The 16,696-nt window shown below is 73.9% G+C and carries 13 protein-coding genes; 9 read left to right on the top strand and 4 right to left on the bottom strand.

The features are described from left to right. Nucleotides 1-72 precede the first annotated feature (72 nt). Both FXF68_RS22660 and FXF68_RS22655 read left to right on the top strand, forming a co-directional pair. On the top strand, nucleotides 73-852 hold the full coding sequence (locus tag FXF68_RS22660) for an electron transfer flavoprotein subunit beta/FixA family protein (protein WP_148762273.1): 780 nt from the start codon (nucleotides 73-75) through the stop codon (nucleotides 850-852). 23 nt (nucleotides 853-875) lie between these two features. Beyond that, nucleotides 876-1,826 (top strand): electron transfer flavoprotein subunit alpha/FixB family protein, encoded by a 951-nt coding sequence (locus tag FXF68_RS22655; protein ID WP_148762271.1) that lies wholly within the window; start codon nucleotides 876-878, stop codon nucleotides 1,824-1,826. 20 nt (nucleotides 1,827-1,846) lie between these two features. Here FXF68_RS22655 and FXF68_RS43115 read toward each other — a convergent pair whose 3' ends face one another. From FXF68_RS43115 to FXF68_RS22640, 3 genes are all read right to left on the bottom strand, one after another. After that, a complete protein-coding gene (locus tag FXF68_RS43115; RefSeq protein WP_222870025.1) occupies nucleotides 1,847-3,628 on the bottom strand; it encodes a serine/threonine-protein kinase in 1,782 nt (593 codons plus the stop codon). A 63-nt stretch (nucleotides 3,629-3,691) separates the two neighbouring features. Next, a complete protein-coding gene (locus tag FXF68_RS22645; RefSeq protein WP_148762270.1) occupies nucleotides 3,692-4,897 on the bottom strand; it encodes an MFS transporter in 1,206 nt (401 codons plus the stop codon). 121 nt (nucleotides 4,898-5,018) lie between these two features. Continuing rightward, entirely contained in the window at nucleotides 5,019-5,552 is a 534-nt protein-coding gene (locus tag FXF68_RS22640; RefSeq protein WP_148762268.1) for a TetR/AcrR family transcriptional regulator, read from the bottom strand. A 125-nt stretch (nucleotides 5,553-5,677) separates the two neighbouring features. On the opposite strand from FXF68_RS22640, the gene FXF68_RS22635 reads away from it, so the two are divergent. Then, on the top strand, nucleotides 5,678-6,850 hold the full coding sequence (locus FXF68_RS22635) for a cysteine desulfurase family protein (RefSeq protein WP_148762444.1): 1,173 nt from the start codon (nucleotides 5,678-5,680) through the stop codon (nucleotides 6,848-6,850). Between the two features lie 130 nt (nucleotides 6,851-6,980). After that, nucleotides 6,981-7,862: a DUF1206 domain-containing protein gene (locus FXF68_RS22630; RefSeq protein WP_148762266.1), complete on the top strand. Its 882-nt coding sequence runs from the start codon at nucleotides 6,981-6,983 to the stop codon at nucleotides 7,860-7,862. Here the strand turns inward: FXF68_RS22630 and FXF68_RS22625 are convergent. Further along, on the bottom strand, nucleotides 7,756-8,829 hold the full coding sequence (locus tag FXF68_RS22625; protein WP_148762265.1) for a DUF695 domain-containing protein: 1,074 nt from the start codon (nucleotides 8,827-8,829) through the stop codon (nucleotides 7,756-7,758). The genes FXF68_RS22630 and FXF68_RS22625 overlap by 107 nt on opposite strands. Nucleotides 8,830-8,990: 161 nt before the next feature. Between FXF68_RS22625 and mnmA the strand changes: the two genes are divergently transcribed. The 5 genes from mnmA to FXF68_RS43985 all read left to right on the top strand — a co-directional run bounded on the left by mnmA (nucleotide 8,991) and on the right by FXF68_RS43985 (nucleotide 16,681). Continuing rightward, on the top strand, nucleotides 8,991-10,067 hold the full coding sequence (gene mnmA / locus FXF68_RS22620; protein WP_148762263.1) for a tRNA 2-thiouridine(34) synthase MnmA: 1,077 nt from the start codon (nucleotides 8,991-8,993) through the stop codon (nucleotides 10,065-10,067). A gap of 67 nt (nucleotides 10,068-10,134) precedes the next feature. After that, on the top strand, nucleotides 10,135-10,956 hold the full coding sequence (locus FXF68_RS22615) for an LLM class F420-dependent oxidoreductase (protein WP_148762261.1): 822 nt from the start codon (nucleotides 10,135-10,137) through the stop codon (nucleotides 10,954-10,956). 22 nt (nucleotides 10,957-10,978) lie between these two features. Next, a complete protein-coding gene (locus FXF68_RS22610; protein ID WP_148762259.1) occupies nucleotides 10,979-11,983 on the top strand; it encodes a methionine synthase in 1,005 nt (334 codons plus the stop codon). A gap of 52 nt (nucleotides 11,984-12,035) precedes the next feature. Beyond that, nucleotides 12,036-14,204 (top strand): NAD-dependent DNA ligase LigA, encoded by a 2,169-nt coding sequence (ligA, locus tag FXF68_RS22605; RefSeq protein ID WP_148762256.1) that lies wholly within the window; start codon nucleotides 12,036-12,038, stop codon nucleotides 14,202-14,204. Nucleotides 14,205-14,461: 257 nt separating this feature from the next. Continuing rightward, nucleotides 14,462-16,681, top strand: coding sequence for a putative bifunctional diguanylate cyclase/phosphodiesterase (locus FXF68_RS43985; protein WP_246178866.1), 2,220 nt, complete (start codon nucleotides 14,462-14,464; stop codon nucleotides 16,679-16,681). Nucleotides 16,682-16,696: the final 15 nt, after the last annotated feature.

Genomic DNA, 16,696 nt, shown 5'->3' with positions numbered 1-16,696 from the left:
CCCGCCAGGGCCGCGCACCTCTGCCGCTGACCTCAGCGGCCAACTGAGTGCAGGGGAGGTCGGCCACCGGCCATGAACATCGTCGTCCTGGTGAAGCAGGTTCCCGATACGGAGAGCCCGCGCAAGCTGAAGTCCGATGACAGCACGCTCGACCGTGCCGCAGCGGACGGTGTCATCAACGAGCTCGATGAGTACGCCATCGAAGAGGGGCTGCGCATCAAGGAGGCCCAGGGCGGAGAGGTGACCGTTCTGAGCATGGGCCCCGACAAGGCCGCCGACTCGATCCGCAAGTCCCTCGCCATGGGCGCCGACAAGGCCGTGCACCTCCTCGACGACGGCCTCGCGGGCTCCGACGCGCTGCAGACCTCGTACGCGATCCAGCAGGCGCTCGGCCGGACCGGGTTCGACCTCGTGATCCTCGGCTCGGAGTCCACCGACGCGCGCACCGGCGTGCTCGCCGCGATGCTCGCCGAGCGGCTCGGCGTCCCGCAGCTCTCGCTCGCCAACAAGGTCGAGATCGACGGGACGTCCATCAAGATCCAGCGGCAGACCGACTACGGGTTCGACCGCGTCGAGGCGACGCTGCCCGCGGTGGTCAGCGTGGTCGAGAAGATCAACGAGCCGCGCTACCCCTCGTTCAAGGGGATCATGGCGGCCAAGAAGAAGCCGGTCGAGACGCTCGGGCTGGGCGACGCCGGCATCGACGCGGGCCAGGTGGGCCTCGCGAACGCGGCCACCGAGGTGGTCGACTTCGCCGAGGCGCCGCCCCGCGCGAAGGGTCAGATCGTCACCGACGAGGGCGACGGCGGCGCGAAGATCGCCGAGTTCCTCGCGTCGAAGAAGTTCGTCTGACCGGGGAAGGGGACTAGCGAACAATGGCGGAGATTCTCGTCCTCGTCGACCATGTCGACGGTGAGGTCAAGAAGGTCACGCTCGAACTGCTGACGCTGGCGAACCGGCTCGGTGAGGCCGCCGCGGTGTGGGTCGGCCCGGGCTACGAGAACGCGAGGGACCGGCTCGGCGAGTACGGCGCGGGCAAGGTCTACGTGGCCGCCGACGAGGAGCTGACCTCGTACGTCGTCGCGCCGAAGGCCGCGCTGCTCGCGCAGCTCGTGAAGGAGAGGTCCCCGGCGGCGGTGCTGGTGGCCGCGACGGCCGAGGGCAAGGAGATCGCCGGACGCCTCGCGGTGAAGACCGGCTCCGGCGTCCTCACCGACGTCGTGGACGTCACCGACGGCTTCGTCGCCGAGCACTCCATCTTCGGCGGCGGGATCATCGCGCACGCGAAGGTGAGGACCGGCACGCCGATCATCGCCGTGCGGCCGAACTCGGTCGCGCCGGAGCCGAACGCCGCCACCCCCGCCGAGGAGCAGGTGACGGTCGCGCTGTCGGACGCCGACAAGGCCGCGAAGATCGTGGAGAAGGTCGTCCAGGAGAAGGGCGAGCGCCCGGACCTCACCGAGGCCGCGATCGTCGTCTCCGGCGGGCGCGGCGTCGGCGGCGCCGACAACTTCTCGATCATCGAGGGCCTGGCCGACTCGCTCGGCGGGGCGGTCGGCGCGTCCCGGGCCGCGACGGACGCGGGCTGGTACCCGCACTCGTTCCAGGTCGGGCAGACCGGCAAGACCGTGTCGCCGCAGCTCTACATCGCGGTCGGCATCTCCGGCGCCATCCAGCACCGGGCCGGCATGCAGACCTCGAAGACCATCGTCGCCATCAACAAGGACCCCGAGGCACCGATCTTCGAACTGGTCGACTTCGGCGTCGTGGGCGACCTGTTCCAGGTCGCGCCGCAGCTCACCGAGGAGATCGCCAAGCGCAAGTGACGGCCCCGTCGCCCGTCCGCTCAGGAGCGGGCGGGCGACGGGTACGGCACGGCCGCGAGCAGCGACGGCTTGAGCATGGTCCCGATCTCCGCGTAAGGGACGACCACGTCGAGCAGCCCGCACGCGGAGGCGTAGCCGAGGATCGACCCGTAGAACGCCACGCGGACGCCCTGCGGCGTGAGCGCCATCGTGACGTCGCCCGTCTTGACGAACCTGGACGGGTCGTCCGTCCCCTCCGGCTGGATCGGCCCGCTCGTGGAGGGCCGGTCACTGTAGCAGTACACGCCGTCCGGCAGGTGCGCCTTGACCTTGCCGTCCAGCGGCCTGAGGCCCTGGTCGGACGGGACGCGGAACAGGTCGAGCGGCCGGTAGGACGCGCCGGTACGCAGGTCGACGGTCGCGGCCTGCGACTGGTCCCAGCCCGTCCCGCGCTCGCCGCGCAGCTCGACGCCGTACCAGACGGACAGCAGGCGGTCGTTGCGCATCAGGATCCGCGGCGTCACGACGTCGGTGTACGCGCCCCGGCCGATCCCGTCGAGGCCCTTGCGGACCTTGGCCCAGCGCTGTTCGAGCGGCGCCCGCAGCGCCTGGTTGATCTTCCGGTTGAGCGCGGCGTCGCCGCCCGCGACCTGGACGACGCGGCCCTGCGCCTGGAACGTCTTCCCGTCGCCGATGTCCCGCTGGGGCTCGCTCAGCGCGGCGAGCCGCGCCACGATCGGCTTCGGGGCCTCGTCCGCGGTCGCGACGTAGACGGCCGCGCCGCCGCCCACGGCGAGCGCGGCGGCCCCGCCCGCGATCGCCACCGTCCCCTTCGCGCCCAGCGCGCCGAGCGCGCCCGCTCCGGCGCCGCCGCCGCTCCCCGCCGCGCCCGCCGCCCCGGCGGCCCCCGCCGCCCCGGCCGCGCCGGACGCGGCGCCGCCGGAGCCGAGGCCGAGCGCGGTCAGCGGGAACAGCATCGACAGCGCGGCGGCGGCCCCGGCGAGCGTCCGGACGCCGCGTCCCTCCCAGTCCGCGCCGTACGCGCCGGAGGCGACCGACTCCAGCTCGGCGACGAACGCCGCCGCGCCGAGCGGACGGTCCCACGGGTTCTTCGCCATGCCCCGCTCGATCAGCGGGCGGAGCGGCTCGGGGACGTCCTCCACCGGGACCGGCGCGGTCAGGTGGCGGCCCATCAGCCCGGCCTGGTCCTCGGCGGCGTACGGGCGGCGCCCGGTCACGCACTCGAAGAACACGCAGGCCGCCGCGTACACGTCGGTGGACGGGGACGCGGGCTCGTCCCGCCACTGCTCGGGCGCCATGTAGACGGGCGTCCCGGAACGGCCGGCGGCGCCCGCGTCCACGGCGATGCCGAAGTCGATCAGCTTGCTCAGCCCGTCGCCCCGGACGATCACGTTCGCGGGCTTGTAGTCGCGGTGCACGATGCCGACGTCGTGCGCGGACGCCAGCCCGAGCAGCGACCCCTTGAGCAGGGTCAGCGCCGCCTCGGGCGGCAGCGGGCCGTGCTCGGCGAGCACCGCCTTGAGGGACGCGCCGTCCACCGCCTCCATGACGATGGCGGCGCCGTCGGCCGTCTCGACCAGCCCGAACATCTGCGCGACGAACGGGTTGCGCAGCCGCCGCAGCAGGTCCGCCTCGCGGCGGAACCGCTCGCGGAAACCCGCGTCCCCGGCCAGCGCGTCCGCCAGGTACTTGATCGCGGCCGGGCGCCCGGTCGCGTCGTGCCGGGCCAGCACGACGCGGCCCTGCGCGCCCTCGCCGAGCACCCGCAGCTCGCTGTACCCCGGGACCCGCCACCCGCCCATGCACCGCCCCCTTCACCGTGATCCAGAACGGGTTATACCGGATCAGAGCGGCAGTGCGGCGGGTTAGGCGGCGATGGGCTCGGGCCGGGTGTCGGTCGGCGGGGCCTCGGCGGGGACGGCGGCGACGTCGCCCGGCGCGCGCAGCGGGGCGAACCGGGCGCCCGCCGCGATGAGCAGCGCGAGCACGACGACCGTCCCGACGCCGACCCGCAGCGACGTGGCGTCCGACAGGAAGCCGACGACGACCGGGCCGAGCAGCAGCCCGCCGTAGCCCATCGCGCCGACCTGCGCCACGGCCGCGGCCGGACGGTCCGGCGCGACGGCTCCGGCCAGCGAGATCGTCGTCGGGACGACCGTGCACACCACGAGGCCCGTGAAGAAGAACCCGGCGATGGCGACGGGCGCCGCCGGCGCCAGCACGACGACCGTCATCCCGACGGCGGTGCCGAGGCCCGCGCCGATCAGCAGCCGCCGGGTGCCGACCCGCATCCGGACGCGGTCGCCCATGAGCCGGCCGAGCAGCATCGCCAGCTCGAACATCGGGTAGCCGAACGCGGCGACGGCCTCGGTCGCGCCCATCTCGTCGTGCAGCAGCAGCCCGCTCCAGTCGGCGATCGAGCCCTCGGTCATGAACGCGATGAACCCGAGGGCGCCGATCAGGTACACGGCGGGCGGCAGGCGGCGGGCGCGGCGGCCCGTCCCGGCCGCGGCGGGCGCGGGCGGGTCCGGCAGGTAGGTGCGGCCGAGGGCGAGGCCCGCGGGCAGCGTCAGCAGCGCGGCGGCCAGCACGGTCTCGGTGAACCCGAGCCCGGCTGCGGCGGTGGCGACGCCGAACAGCCCGCCGCTCATCGCGCCGACGCACCAGCCCGCGTGCATGCCGCTCATGATCGACCGCCGGTACGCGCGCTCGACCACGCTGCCCTGCGCGTTCATCGCGATGTCGGTGATCCCGAACGTCATGCCGAACAGCACGACGGCGCCGAGCAGCACGCCGTAGGAGGGGGCGAGCGCCACCGCCGCGTAGGACACCCCGGTCAGCGGCAGCGCCACCCGCAGCGCGGCGCGGCTGCCCGCGCGGGCCATCACGCCGCGCAGCGCCTGCATGGCGGCGATCGCGCCGAGCCCCCAGACGAGGACGACGATGCCGATCTCGCCCTCGTTCGTCCCGAACTTGGCGGCCAGCGCGGGCATGCGCGCCACCCACACTCCGGTCAGCAGCCCTGCCAGCGCGAAGGTCAGGAACGTCCCCGTACGGGCGCGGAACAGCATGGTTCACCTCTTTCTCGGCTCGGCGGGGCCGCGGCCCCAGGCGTGGTGGAACGCTCCAGACTGCTCGGTCCGGAGCGTTCGGGTGGTTCTTCGGATGGGGGGACGCGGCGCGTCCCCGGGATCAGTGCTCCAGCAGGCCCAGGAGCCGGCGTTTCAGCGCGTCGAGGCGTCCGGCGTCGTACAGCTCGGGCTGGTGGCTCACCACTTCCCAGAGCCCCTCGGCCGCCAGCCGGACGATCAGCGCCGCGTCCGGGTCGGGGTCGTCCGCCGGGTCGCGGCCGTGCCAGCGCCGCATCGCCTCGTTCAGCGGCTCGGCCTGCTCGGGGTCGGCGGCGGCGGCCGTGATCGCCGACCAGCGCCGGTAGGCGCGCGCCTCGCCGGTGAGGATCTCGAAGGTGGCCTCGACGTAGGCGCGGGTGTAGGCGCTCGGCGCGCCGTCCCCGTAGGAGTCGATGTAGGACGCGATCAGCTCGTCGAACTCGTCGATCACCCGCGCGACCATGGCGCGCACGAGCGCCTCCTTGGTCGGGAAGTGGTAGAGCAGCCCGCCCTTGCTGACACCCGCGCGGTCCGCGACCGCGGTGAGCGTCAGCGCCTGCGTCCCCTGCTCGGAGAGGACGGCCTCGGCGGCGTCGAGGAGTGCTTCGCGTTTCATGACCATTTCACTGTACCGGCTGGACGGTACACACGCTAACCCGGCCCCGCGCGATGCTATTCCCGCGCCCTCCCAGCCCGCCCGCGCGGGGGAACATCCGCGACGCGGCTACTGTTGTCGGCGTGGTGACCTACCTCGACCATGCGGCGACCACCCCGATGCTCCCCGAGGCCGTCGAGGCGATGACGGCGGAGCTGCGCGAGCTCGGGAACCCGTCCTCGCTGCACGCCGTCGGCCGCCGCGCCCGCCGGGTGGTGGAGGAGTCCCGCGAGATCATCGCGGAGGCGTTCGACGCCCGGCCGAGCGAGGTCGTGTTCACCTCCGGCGGCACCGAGGCCGACAACCTCGCCGTGAAGGGCCTGTTCTGGGCCCGCCGCGCCGCCGACCCCGCGCGCACGCGGGTGCTGGTCAGCGCGGTCGAGCACCACGCCGTCCTGGACGCGGCGCACTGGCTCGCCGGCCAGGAGGGCGCCCGGGTCGACTGGATCCCGGTCGACGGCGCGGGCCGCGTCCGCCCCGAGGCGCTGCGCGCCGCGCTCGGCTCCGGCGACGACGTGGCGCTCGCCAGCGTGATGTGGGCCAACAACGAGGTCGGGACGGTCCAGCCGGTGCCGGAGCTGGCCGAGGTGGCGCGCGAGCGCGGCGTCCCGCTGCACACCGACGCCGTCCAGGCCGCCGGGACGCTGCCCGTCGCGTTCGCGACGAGCGGCGCGCAGGCGCTGACCGTCACCGGCCACAAGCTCGGCGGCCCGATCGGCGTCGGCGCGCTGCTGCTGGCGAAGCCGAAGGAGCCCGTCTTCCTCGACCCGGTGCCGCTGCTGCACGGCGGCGGGCAGGAGCGCGACGTCCGGTCCGGGACGCTCGACGCGCCCGCGATCGCCGGGTTCGCCGCCGCCGTCCAGGTCACCGCCGCCCGCCGGGACGCCGAGGCCCGCCGCCTCGCCGAGCTGCGCGACCGGCTGGTCGAGGCCGTCCGCGCGGCGGTGCCGGACGCGATCCTGAACGGCGACCCGGTCGACCGGCTGCCCGGCAACGCGCACTTCTCCTTCCCCGGCTGCGAGGGCGACGCGCTGCTCATGCTGCTGGACGCGCGCGGCATCGCCTGCTCCACCGGCTCCGCCTGCTCGGCCGGGGTCTCGCAGCCGAGCCACGTGCTGACCGCGATGGGCTCGGCGGCCGACCTCGCGCGCGGATCGCTGCGGTTCACGCTCGGCCACACGTCCACCGAGGCGGACGTCAAGGCCCTCGCCGACGCCCTGCCCGCCGCCGTGGAACGCGCCCGCCGGGCGAGCTCGTAACGACCTACCGGGGCAGCTCGTAGCGATCTGTCCAGGTTTGACCGTCCCTTGGGCGGGGATCGAACGGGCCGTGGCGACGGATGTGAGCACGGGACTCGAACAGGCGGCCGGACACCCGTGGTTTCACGGCATGTCCCGCGTTGGACTGGCGGCGCGGGCGTCCCTCTACCTGCTGATCGGCTGGCTGGCCCTCCAGGTGGCGTTCGGCGAGGGCGGGCGGGAGGCCGACAAGAAGGGCGCGCTGGAGACGGTCGCGGGCAAGCCGGGCGGGCCGGTCCTCCTCTGGCTGATCGTGGCCGGGTTCGCCGCGCTCGCGCTCTGGCAGTACGCGGAGGCGCTGTACGGGCGCCCCGTCCCGGACGGCGACAAGGCGACCAAGCGGGTGGCGTCGGCCGTCCGCGGCGCCGTCTACACGGCCGGGTTCGTGACGGGCGTCGCGTTCCTGCTCGGGCACCACGGCTCGTCCAGCGACCAGCAGTCCAAGTCGGCCACCGCGCGGCTGATGGCCGAGCCGGGCGGGCGCTGGGCCGTGCTCGCGGCGGGGGCCGGGTTCGTCGGATGGGGCATCGCGGTGATCGTCAGCGCGATGCGCCGCCGGTTCCTGGACGAGCTGGAGACGGGCCGGATGGGGCCCGCCGTCCGGCGGATCGTCCAGCCCCTCGCGATCGTCGGCAACACCGCCCGCGGCCTGGTCACCGCCGCCGTCGGGGCCTTCCTCGCGCACGCGGCCCTCGCCTTCCAGCCGGACAAGGCCGAGGGCCTGGACGGAGCCCTCCGCGAGTTCGCGGACACGCCCGCCGGACCGTGGGGCCTCGCCGCGGTCGCCTTGGGCGTCGTGACGTTCGGCCTGTACTCGCTCTGCGAGACCCGCTACCGGAAGGTCGACCCGACCCGCCCGGCGGGCGTCAGGGCTGGTAAGGGGCCAGCGCTTTCCAGCCCGGGTCGCTGGTTGAGGCGACTTTCGCCTTCCCTTCCGACCAGGTGGCGGCGAGCTGGTCGAGCTCGGAGATGACGCCCGAGTCGGGATCGGCGTACAGGTGGAAGACCCGCAGGCCGTCGCCCGTCTCGTGGACGGCCAGCACCGCGCGGGCGCCGAGCTTCGCGAGCTTCTTCTCGAAGGCGCGCAGCGCCCCCGAGGACGGCTCGACCGGCAGCCGGTCGGGGTTGCTGTTGGCGTACGGGACGCTGATCGCCACGTGCAGGTCGCAGAGCGGGTAGTCCTGCCGGTGGAGCGGGAAGCGGGCGCCGAGGCGGCTCGGGTGGCCGCGCGGGGTGCGGCCCTCGCCGGTCAGCCACGCGGGCTCGGCGAACGGCTCGGCGACCTGCTCGACCACGGCGGGCAGCATCGACGGCGGCAGCGCGTCGATCGGCGCCTCCGTCGCGATCGAGACCCGGCCGATCCAGCGGGCGACGTCGTCCTCGCCGAGGGCCCAGTGCAGGACGTTCACCGCGACCTGGATCCGCTGCTCCTCCGCGACGAACAGGAAGTCGGGATGGTAGGCGATCACGTGCACGCGGGCCCGGTCGGCGTCGGCGCGCATGCCGAGCCGGACGTACTCCAGGTCGAACTCGTGGTCGCCGAGCAGGAGGTCCTGCGTGAGCATCTCGGGGTCGGCGTGCCGCGCCGGGTGGAAGCTCCACCCGCCCGCCGCCGCCCCGGTGGGCGCGGCCCGCGCCCACCGCTCGGTGACGCCGCGCAGCTCGGGGTCGCCGCCGCCGGTCACGGTGAGGACCGGCGCGGCCTCGTCGCCGCCGATCTCCCACTGCAGGGCGGAATGGATCCGGTGGACGCGGCGGGACAGCTCGGCGATCGCGTCCGCGGACAGCCCCTCGCCGGGCGTCTCCGGCTCGGGCCGGTCGGGTCCGGCGGCGAGGGACGCCTCGATCGTCGGGCGGGCCTGCGCCCACCACTCCCAGAACTCGCCGATCGCGGGCGGCGTGACGGCTGAGGTCTCGCGCGGACGGCGGAAGATTCCCACCAGTCGTCTCTTCCTTGTCGTGGTCGAGCGCCGGCACGGCGCCCCCGGAAATCCCCCGAGGCCGTGCCCTTTCCGTAGACCCTACGCGAGCCGCCGCGCCGGTCGCGCGCGGGAAATACATGTCGGGCGGACGGCGGGCGGCGCGTACGCTCGAAGGCATTATGACTCTGCGCGTCCTTGCCGCCATGTCCGGCGGCGTCGACTCCGCCGTGGCCGCCGCCCGCGCCGCCGAGGCCGGGCACGACGTCACCGGCGTCCACATGGCCCTGTCCAGCAACCCGAAGTCCTACCGGACGGGCGCCCGCGGCTGCTGCACCCTGGAGGACTCCCGCGACGCCCGCCGCGCCGCCGACGTGATCGGCATCCCGTTCTACGTCTGGGACCTCGCCGAGCGCTTCCACGAGGACGTCGTCGAGGACTTCGTCAGCGAGTACGCGGCGGGCCGCACCCCGAACCCGTGCCTGCGCTGCAACGAGAAGATCAAGTTCGCCGCGCTGCTGGACCGCGCGATGGCGCTCGGGTTCGACGCGGTCTGCACCGGGCACTACGCCCGGCTCGAGGGCGGCGTCCTGCGCCGGGCCGTCGACCAGGGCAAGGACCAGTCGTACGTCCTCGCCGTGTGCACGCCCGAGCAGCTCGCGCACGCGCTGTTCCCGCTCGGCGACACGACGAAGGCCGACATCCGGCTGGAGGCCGAGCGGCGCGGGCTGCGCGTCGCCGACAAGCCCGACAGCCACGACATCTGCTTCATCGCGGACGGCGACACCCGCGGCTTCCTCGCCGAGCGGCTCGGCTCGGTGCGCGGCCCGATCGTCGACGCCGACGGCAACGAGGTCGGGGAGCACGACGGCGCGTACGCCTACACGATCGGGCAGCGCAAGGGCCTGCGGCTCGGCACCCCCGCGCCGGACGGGCGGCCGCGCTACGTCCTCGACATCTCCCCGGTGACGAACACGGTCACCGTCGGGCCGCGCGAGGCGCTGGACGTCCGCGAGATCACCGGCGAGCGCCCGGTCTGGCTGAGCGAGCCGCGCGCCGGGGCGTTCGAGTGCCGCGTCCAGCTCCGCGCGCACGGCGAGGTGCACGCGGCCACGGCCGAGCAGGACGGCGATGTCCTGCGCGTCCGGCTGTCCGCGCCCGCCCGGGGCGTCGCGCCGGGGCAGGCGGCCGTCCTGTACGAGGGCGACCGGGTGCTCGCGTCCGCCACGATCGCGGAGGCGGCGCGCGTCCCCGCTTGAGAGCCCGGTGTGAGGCCCGGCTAGGGTGCTGCCGCCGTGACGATCTAGGACGCTCCAGGAGGCTGGCATGCGGTTCGGTGTCTCGACGTTCGTGACCGACGACGGGATCGCGCCCGTCGCGCTCGGCCGTGCGCTGGAGGAACGCGGGTTCGCCTCGCTCTACGTCACCGAGCACACCCACATCCCGGTGAAGCGGGAGTCGCCGTGGCCGGGCGGCGGCGACCTGCCGCGCATCTACTACCGGACGCTCGACCCGTTCGTCGTCCTGTCCGCCGTCGCGGCCGTGACGGAGCGGCTGCGGCTCGGCACCGGGATCGTGCTGATCGTCCAGCGCGACCCGATCACGCTGGCGAAGGAGGTCGCCTCGCTCGACCTCGTGTCCGGCGGGCGGGCCGTGCTCGGCGTCGGCGCGGGCTGGAACCGGGAGGAGATGCGCAACCACGGCACCGACCCGGCGACCCGGATGCGGCTGCTGCGCGAGCGCGTCCTCGCCGTCAAGGAGCTGTGGACGAAGGACGAGGCCGAGTTCCACGGGGAGTTCGTCGACTTCGACCCGGTGTTCTCCTACCCGAAGCCCGTCCAGGACCCGCACCCGCCCGTGCTGCTCGGCGGGGCCGGGCCGACCACGTTCGACCGGGTCGTGGAGTTCGGCGACGGCTGGATGCCGCTCTACGGGCGCGGCACCGACGATCTCGGCGCGAAGATCGCCGCGCTGCGGGAGCGGGCGGGCCGCCCGCTGCCGGTGACGGTGTTCGCGACGCCGGGACGCCCGGAGGCCGTCGAGGAGCTGGCGGCGGCGGGCGTCGACGAGGTCCTCTTCCACCTGGACACCGAGCCCGAGGCCGACACGCTGCGCAACCTCGACCGGCTCGCCGCGCTGACGGGGTAGCGGCGTCGGTAGGGTTTCGGGCGTGACGACGACCTACCCCTGGGGACCCGGGACGGCGGCCGGGATCGGGTCGTACCCGGGCGACGACCCGGCCGAGGCGCTGCGGACCGTCCTCGGCGAGACGCCCGAGCTGCCGCACCTGCCCGAGCTGCCCGCGCGCGGCCCCGGCGCCGACCTCACCGGGCGGACCGCCGGGCTGCTCGTCGACATGCCCGTCCACCTGGAACCGTCCGGGTGGCGTTTCTCCGACCGGCCCGGCCGCGACACGCTGCGCTCCCGCGACCACCTCGCCCGCGACCTGGACGTCCTGGAGGAGGTCGCGGGCGGGCACGACGGCCCGTTCAAGATCCAGGTGTGCGGGCCGTGGACGCTCGCCGCGACGATCGAGCTGCGGCACGGCGACCGGGCCCTGAAGGACGCGGGCGCCGTCCGCGACCTCGCCGCCTCGCTCGCCGAGGGCGTCGCGGCGCACGTCGCGGACGTGCGGCGGCGGCTGCCCGCGGCGGAGATCCTCCTGCAGCTGGACGAGCCGGGCCTGCCCGCCGCGCTCGCCGGGACCGTCCCGACCGCGAGCGGCTTCTCCCGGCTCCGCGCGGTCGAGGAGCCCGTGGCGCAGGAGACGCTCCGCACCGTAATCGACGCGGCGCACGCCTTCACGGTCGTGCACTGCTGCGCCAGGGACGTCCCGTACACGCTGCTGCGCGGCGCGGGCGCGAAGGCGGTCTCCGTCGACCTGCGGCGCGTCCCGAAGCGCGACGACGACGCGGTGGGCGAGGCGATCGACGCGGGCACGGCCCTGTTCCTCGGTGCGGTGCCCGCGACCGACGCCCTCCTGCCCCCGCTCCAGGCGACCGGCGAGCCGGTGCGGGAGCTGTGGCGGCGGTTCGGCTTCCCGGCCGCGCGGCTCGCCCGGCAGGTCGTGATCACACCGGCGTGCGGGATGGCGGGGGCGTCCCCGCGGTACGTGCGGGAGGCCCTGAAACGGTGCCGCGACACGGCCCGGATGATCTACGAGGCCGCGGACTGACCAGGGGCGCGGCGAGCCTCGTATTGTCGGAGGCGACGGCGACAATAGGGGCATGACCATGAGTGACGCGGTTCCGAGCGAGGCCAGGCAGCGGCACCTGGAGCTGACCCGGGAGATCGACGAGGCCAACTACCGCTACTACGTCCTCGACCGCCCGACGCTCAGCGACGCCGACTACGACCGGCAGATGCGGGAGATCCGCGCGCTGGAGGAGCGGCATCCCGAGCTCGTCACGCCCGACTCGCCGACGCAGCGGGTCGGCGCGCCGATCGTCACCGACTTCGCGACCGTCCGGCACCTGGAGCGGATGCAGAGCCTCGACAACGCGATGAGCGACGACGAGCTGCTCGCCTGGGACGAGCGCGTCGTCAAGGAGGTCGGCGAGGTCGCCGGCTACCTGTGCGAACTCAAGATCGACGGGCTGGCGATCGCGCTGACGTACGAGCAGGGGCGGCTGGTCCGCGGCGTGACCCGGGGCGACGGGCGCACCGGCGAGGACGTCACGAACAACGTCCGCACGATCGACGACATCCCCCACCGGCTGGAGGGCGACGGCTGGCCCGACGTCCTGGAGGTGCGCGGCGAGGTGTTCCTGCCGGTCGAGGGCTTCGAGCAGGTGAACGCCGCGCAGGTGGAGGCGGGCCGGGAGCCGTTCGCCAACCCGCGCAACGCGGCGGCCGGGTCGCTGCGGCAGAAGGACCCGAGGATCACCGCGCACCGCCCGCTCGGCATGCTCGTCCACGGGTTCGGCGCGTGGCGGGGCGGGACGCAGCCCGAGAGCCAGTCCGGCGCGTACGAGCTGATGCGCGGCTGGGGGCTGCCGGTCAGCGACCGCTACAAGGTCGTCGGCGGGCTGGACGCCGTCCGCGAGTACATCGCCGAGTACGGCGAGAACCGGCACGGCACCGCGTACGAGATCGACGGCGTGGTCGTGAAGGTCGACCAGTTCGCGCTGCAGCGCAGGCTCGGGTCGACGAGCCGCGCGCCGCGCTGGGCGATCGCGTGGAAGTACCCGCCGGAGGAGGTCAACACCAAGCTGCTCGACATCAAGGTCGGCGTCGGCCGGACGGGCCGCATCACCCCCTATGGCGTGATGGAGCCGGTCAAGGTCGCCGGGTCGACCGTCGAGCGCGCCACGCTGCACAACGCGGGCGAGGTCAAGCGCAAGGGCGTGCTGATCGGCGACACGGTCGTGCTGCGCAAGGCGGGCGACGTCATCCCCGAGATCGTCGCGCCGGTGGCCGACCTGCGCGACGGCTCCGAGCGCGAGTTCGAGATGCCCTCCCACTGCCCCGAGTGCGGCACCGAGCTGGCGTACGAGAAGGAGGGCGACGCCGACATCCGCTGCCCGAACGCGCGGTTCTGCCCGGGCCAGCTCCGTGAGCGGCTGTACTTCGTCGCCAGCCGCAACGCGCTCGACATCGAGGCGCTCGGCTACGTCGGCGCGACCGCGCTGACGCAGCCGCTGGAGCCGTCCGACCCGCCGGTGAAGAACGAGGGCGACCTGTTCCACCTGACCGTCGACCGGCTGCTCCCGATCAGGAGCCCGGTCCTCGACATGCGGACCGGCACCCCGAAGACCGACCCGAAGACCGGCGAGCCGAAGGTCGTGTCGTTCTTCGCCAACAAGGAGGGCGAGCCGAAGAAGACCGTCGAGATCCTCTTCGAGGAGCTGGAGAAGGCGAAGCGGCAGCCGCTGTGGCGGGTGCTGGTCGCGCTGTCGATCCGGCACGTCGGGCCGTCCGCGGCGCGCGACCTGGCCCGCGAGATGCGCTCGATGGACGCGATCGCCGCCGCCACCGAGGAGGAGCTCGCCGCGGTCGACGGCGTCGGCCCGACGATCGCGGCGTCCATCAAGGCGTGGTTCGAGGTCGGCTGGCACCGCGAGATCGTCGACAAGTGGCGGGCCGCCGGGGTCCGGATGGAGGACGAGGGCGCCGCCGGCCCGCGCCCGCTGGAGGGCGTCACCGTGGTGATCACCGGGTCGCTGGAGGGGTTCAGCCGCGACTCGGCGACGGAGGCGGTGCAGCGGCTCGGCGGCAAGGTGTCGGGCTCGGTGTCCAAGAAAACGGGCTTCGTGATCGTCGGCGACAGCCCAGGGTCAAAGTACGACAAAGCGGTCAAACTGGGTGTGCCGGTCCTGGCGGAGGAGGGGTTCCGCGTCCTGCTCTCCGATGGGCCGGATGCGGCCAAAGGTGTAACCCTGAGCGCCGACGGCTAACGCGGCGTGGTCGCGAGGGGTTTCACCAGGTTTGCGTTACTCAGGGGTACACTTCCACTACCGAACGGTGAGTGGTCGCCATGGAATGGGCATAACGCAACGTACCCAAACGGTTTCGCGAAGTTGAGCAAAGGCCGTACCCTCCCACTCATCACGACCTACACCTGAATCTCCGGACGTAACACCCGGGGGGCGTCCCCCGAGGTCGGGGACGCCCGGTGGCCGGGGGACGACCCCCGAATCCCCCCGAGGATGTGATGAAGGACCCGAACAACACGCGGAACACGGCGCCGCGCCGGGGCTCCCCGTTGTGGATCTACTTCGTCGTCGTCCTGCTCGGCGTCGGCGTCTGCGCCACCGCGTTCTCCGGGGTGACCGGCCCCGAGCTCGACGCGCTCGTCCGCTCGCCGGTGTTCTGGATCCTCGGCTGCTTCATCATCTTCGGCGAGCTGCGCCCGATCATCACCCCCGGGTCCACCGAGAACAACGGCGCGACCATGTCCACCACGTTCTCGTTCGCCGCGCTCCTGTACGCCGGGCTGCCGATCGCCGCCGGGCTGCAGGCCGTCGCCGTGATCACCTGCGGCGTCTTCCGCGGCCGCAGCCCGCACCGCATCGCGTTCAACGCCGCGCAGTACACGCTCAGCCTGGGCGCGGCGCAGCTCGTCCTCGCGCTGTTCGGCGACCTCGCGACGCCCACCGACCGGTGGGTCCCGGACGGCGCCGACCTCCCCGCCGTCGCCCTCGCCGGAACCGTCTACTTCCTCTGCAACGACACCCTCGTCGGCTCCGCCGTCGCCCTGCACGAGCGGGTGTCGCTGGTCAAGGCCCTCCGCTGGGACCTCGGCTACCAGGTCCTCGTCCACCTCGCGCTGCTCGGGCTCGCGCCGCTGATGGTGATCGCCATGGATCGGTCCGCGGTGTTCGTGCCGCTGATCGTCCTGCCGTTCATCGCCGTGTACCTGAACGCCTCGGTGTCCGTCCGGCGCGAGCACCAGGCCCTGCACGACGGGCTGACCGGGCTCCCGAACCGCAAGCTGCTGATCACGCGGACGGAGGAGGCGCTCGCCGAGGCGCGCACCGCCGAAAAGCGCGAGGTCGAGAAGCGCGACATCGAGAGGCGCGACGCGGAGCGGCGCGGCGCCGACCGGCCCGGGAGACGCTGGAGACCCTGGGCGGGGGAGCGGGGCGCCGGGACCCGCGGGCCGCGCGGCCCGCGCGCCGGCCTCGCCGCCCGCCGCCGCAGGGCCGCCGACCCGCCGACGCACCGCGCCGGGCTGTTCCTCCTCGACCTCGACCGGTTCAAGGAGGTCAACGACACGCTCGGGCACCCCACCGGCGACCGGCTCCTCCAGCTCGTCGCCCACCGGCTGACACACAGCGTCCGGCCCGGCGACCTCGTCGCGCGGCTCGGCGGCGACGAGTTCGCGGTGCTGCTGCCGTCCGTCCGGGACGAGGCCGCCGCCCGCGAGGTCGCGGCCCGGCTGCGCGCCGCGCTCAGCGAGCCCGTCCGGCTGGACGGCATGTCGTTCGACCTGGAGGCGAGCGTCGGCATCGCGCTGTTCCCCGACCACGCGCCCGACTTCGAGCTGCTGCTCCAGCGCGCCGACGTCGCGATGTACCACGCCAAGGAGACCCGCTCCGGCGTCGAGATCTACACCTCCGGCAAGGACCGCAACTCCCCGGCCCGGCTGAGCATGCTCGGCGACCTGCGCCGCGCCCTCGACCGCTCCGAGCTCGAACTGTTCTACCAGCCGAAGGTGTCCCTGCGGGACGGCCAGCTCGTCGGCATGGAGGCGCTGCTGCGCTGGCGGCACCCGGTGGACGGCGTCCTCGAACCAGCGGCGTTCCTGTCGGTCGCCGAGCAGACCTACCTGATGCGCTCGATCACCCACCACGTCGTCGACGCCGCGCTCACCCAGGCCGCCGCCTGGTGGCGGGAGGACCTCACCGTCCAGGTCGCGGTGAACGCGTCCGGCCGCGACCTACTCGACACCGGCCTCACCGAGACGATCGAGGAGGGGCTGCTCGCCCGCGGCCTGCCCGCCGCCGCCCTCCAGCTGGAGATCACCGAGCGCATCCTGATGAACGAGCCCGCCTACGCGTCCGACACGGTCGGCGCGCTCGCCGAACTCGGCATCCCGCTCAGCCTGGACGACTTCGGCACCGGCTACTCGTCGCTCGTGCGACTGAACCGGCTCCCGGTCGAGGAGATCAAGATCGACTCCTCGTTCGTCGGGCGGCTCGCCGACTCGCCCGAGGACGCGGTGATCGTCCGCTCGATCGTCGACCTCGTCCGCACCCTCGGCCTGCGCTCGGTGGCCGAGGGCGTCGAGGACCCGGACACCGCCCGGCTGCTCCGCGAGATGGGCTGCGACGCCGCGCAGGGCTGGCACTTCGGCCGCCCGATGGACGCCGAGACCGCCACCGACTGGCTCCGCCGCCACATGCAGCGGGCCCCCGAGCCCGCGGCCTGACCGGACGGTTGTGAT

It is taken from the genome of Actinomadura decatromicini, from assembly GCF_008121305.1.
GTDB classification, from domain to species: Bacteria; Actinomycetota; Actinomycetes; order Streptosporangiales; family Streptosporangiaceae; genus Spirillospora; species Spirillospora syzygii.
This window is presented reverse-complemented; position numbering and strand designations above follow the sequence as displayed.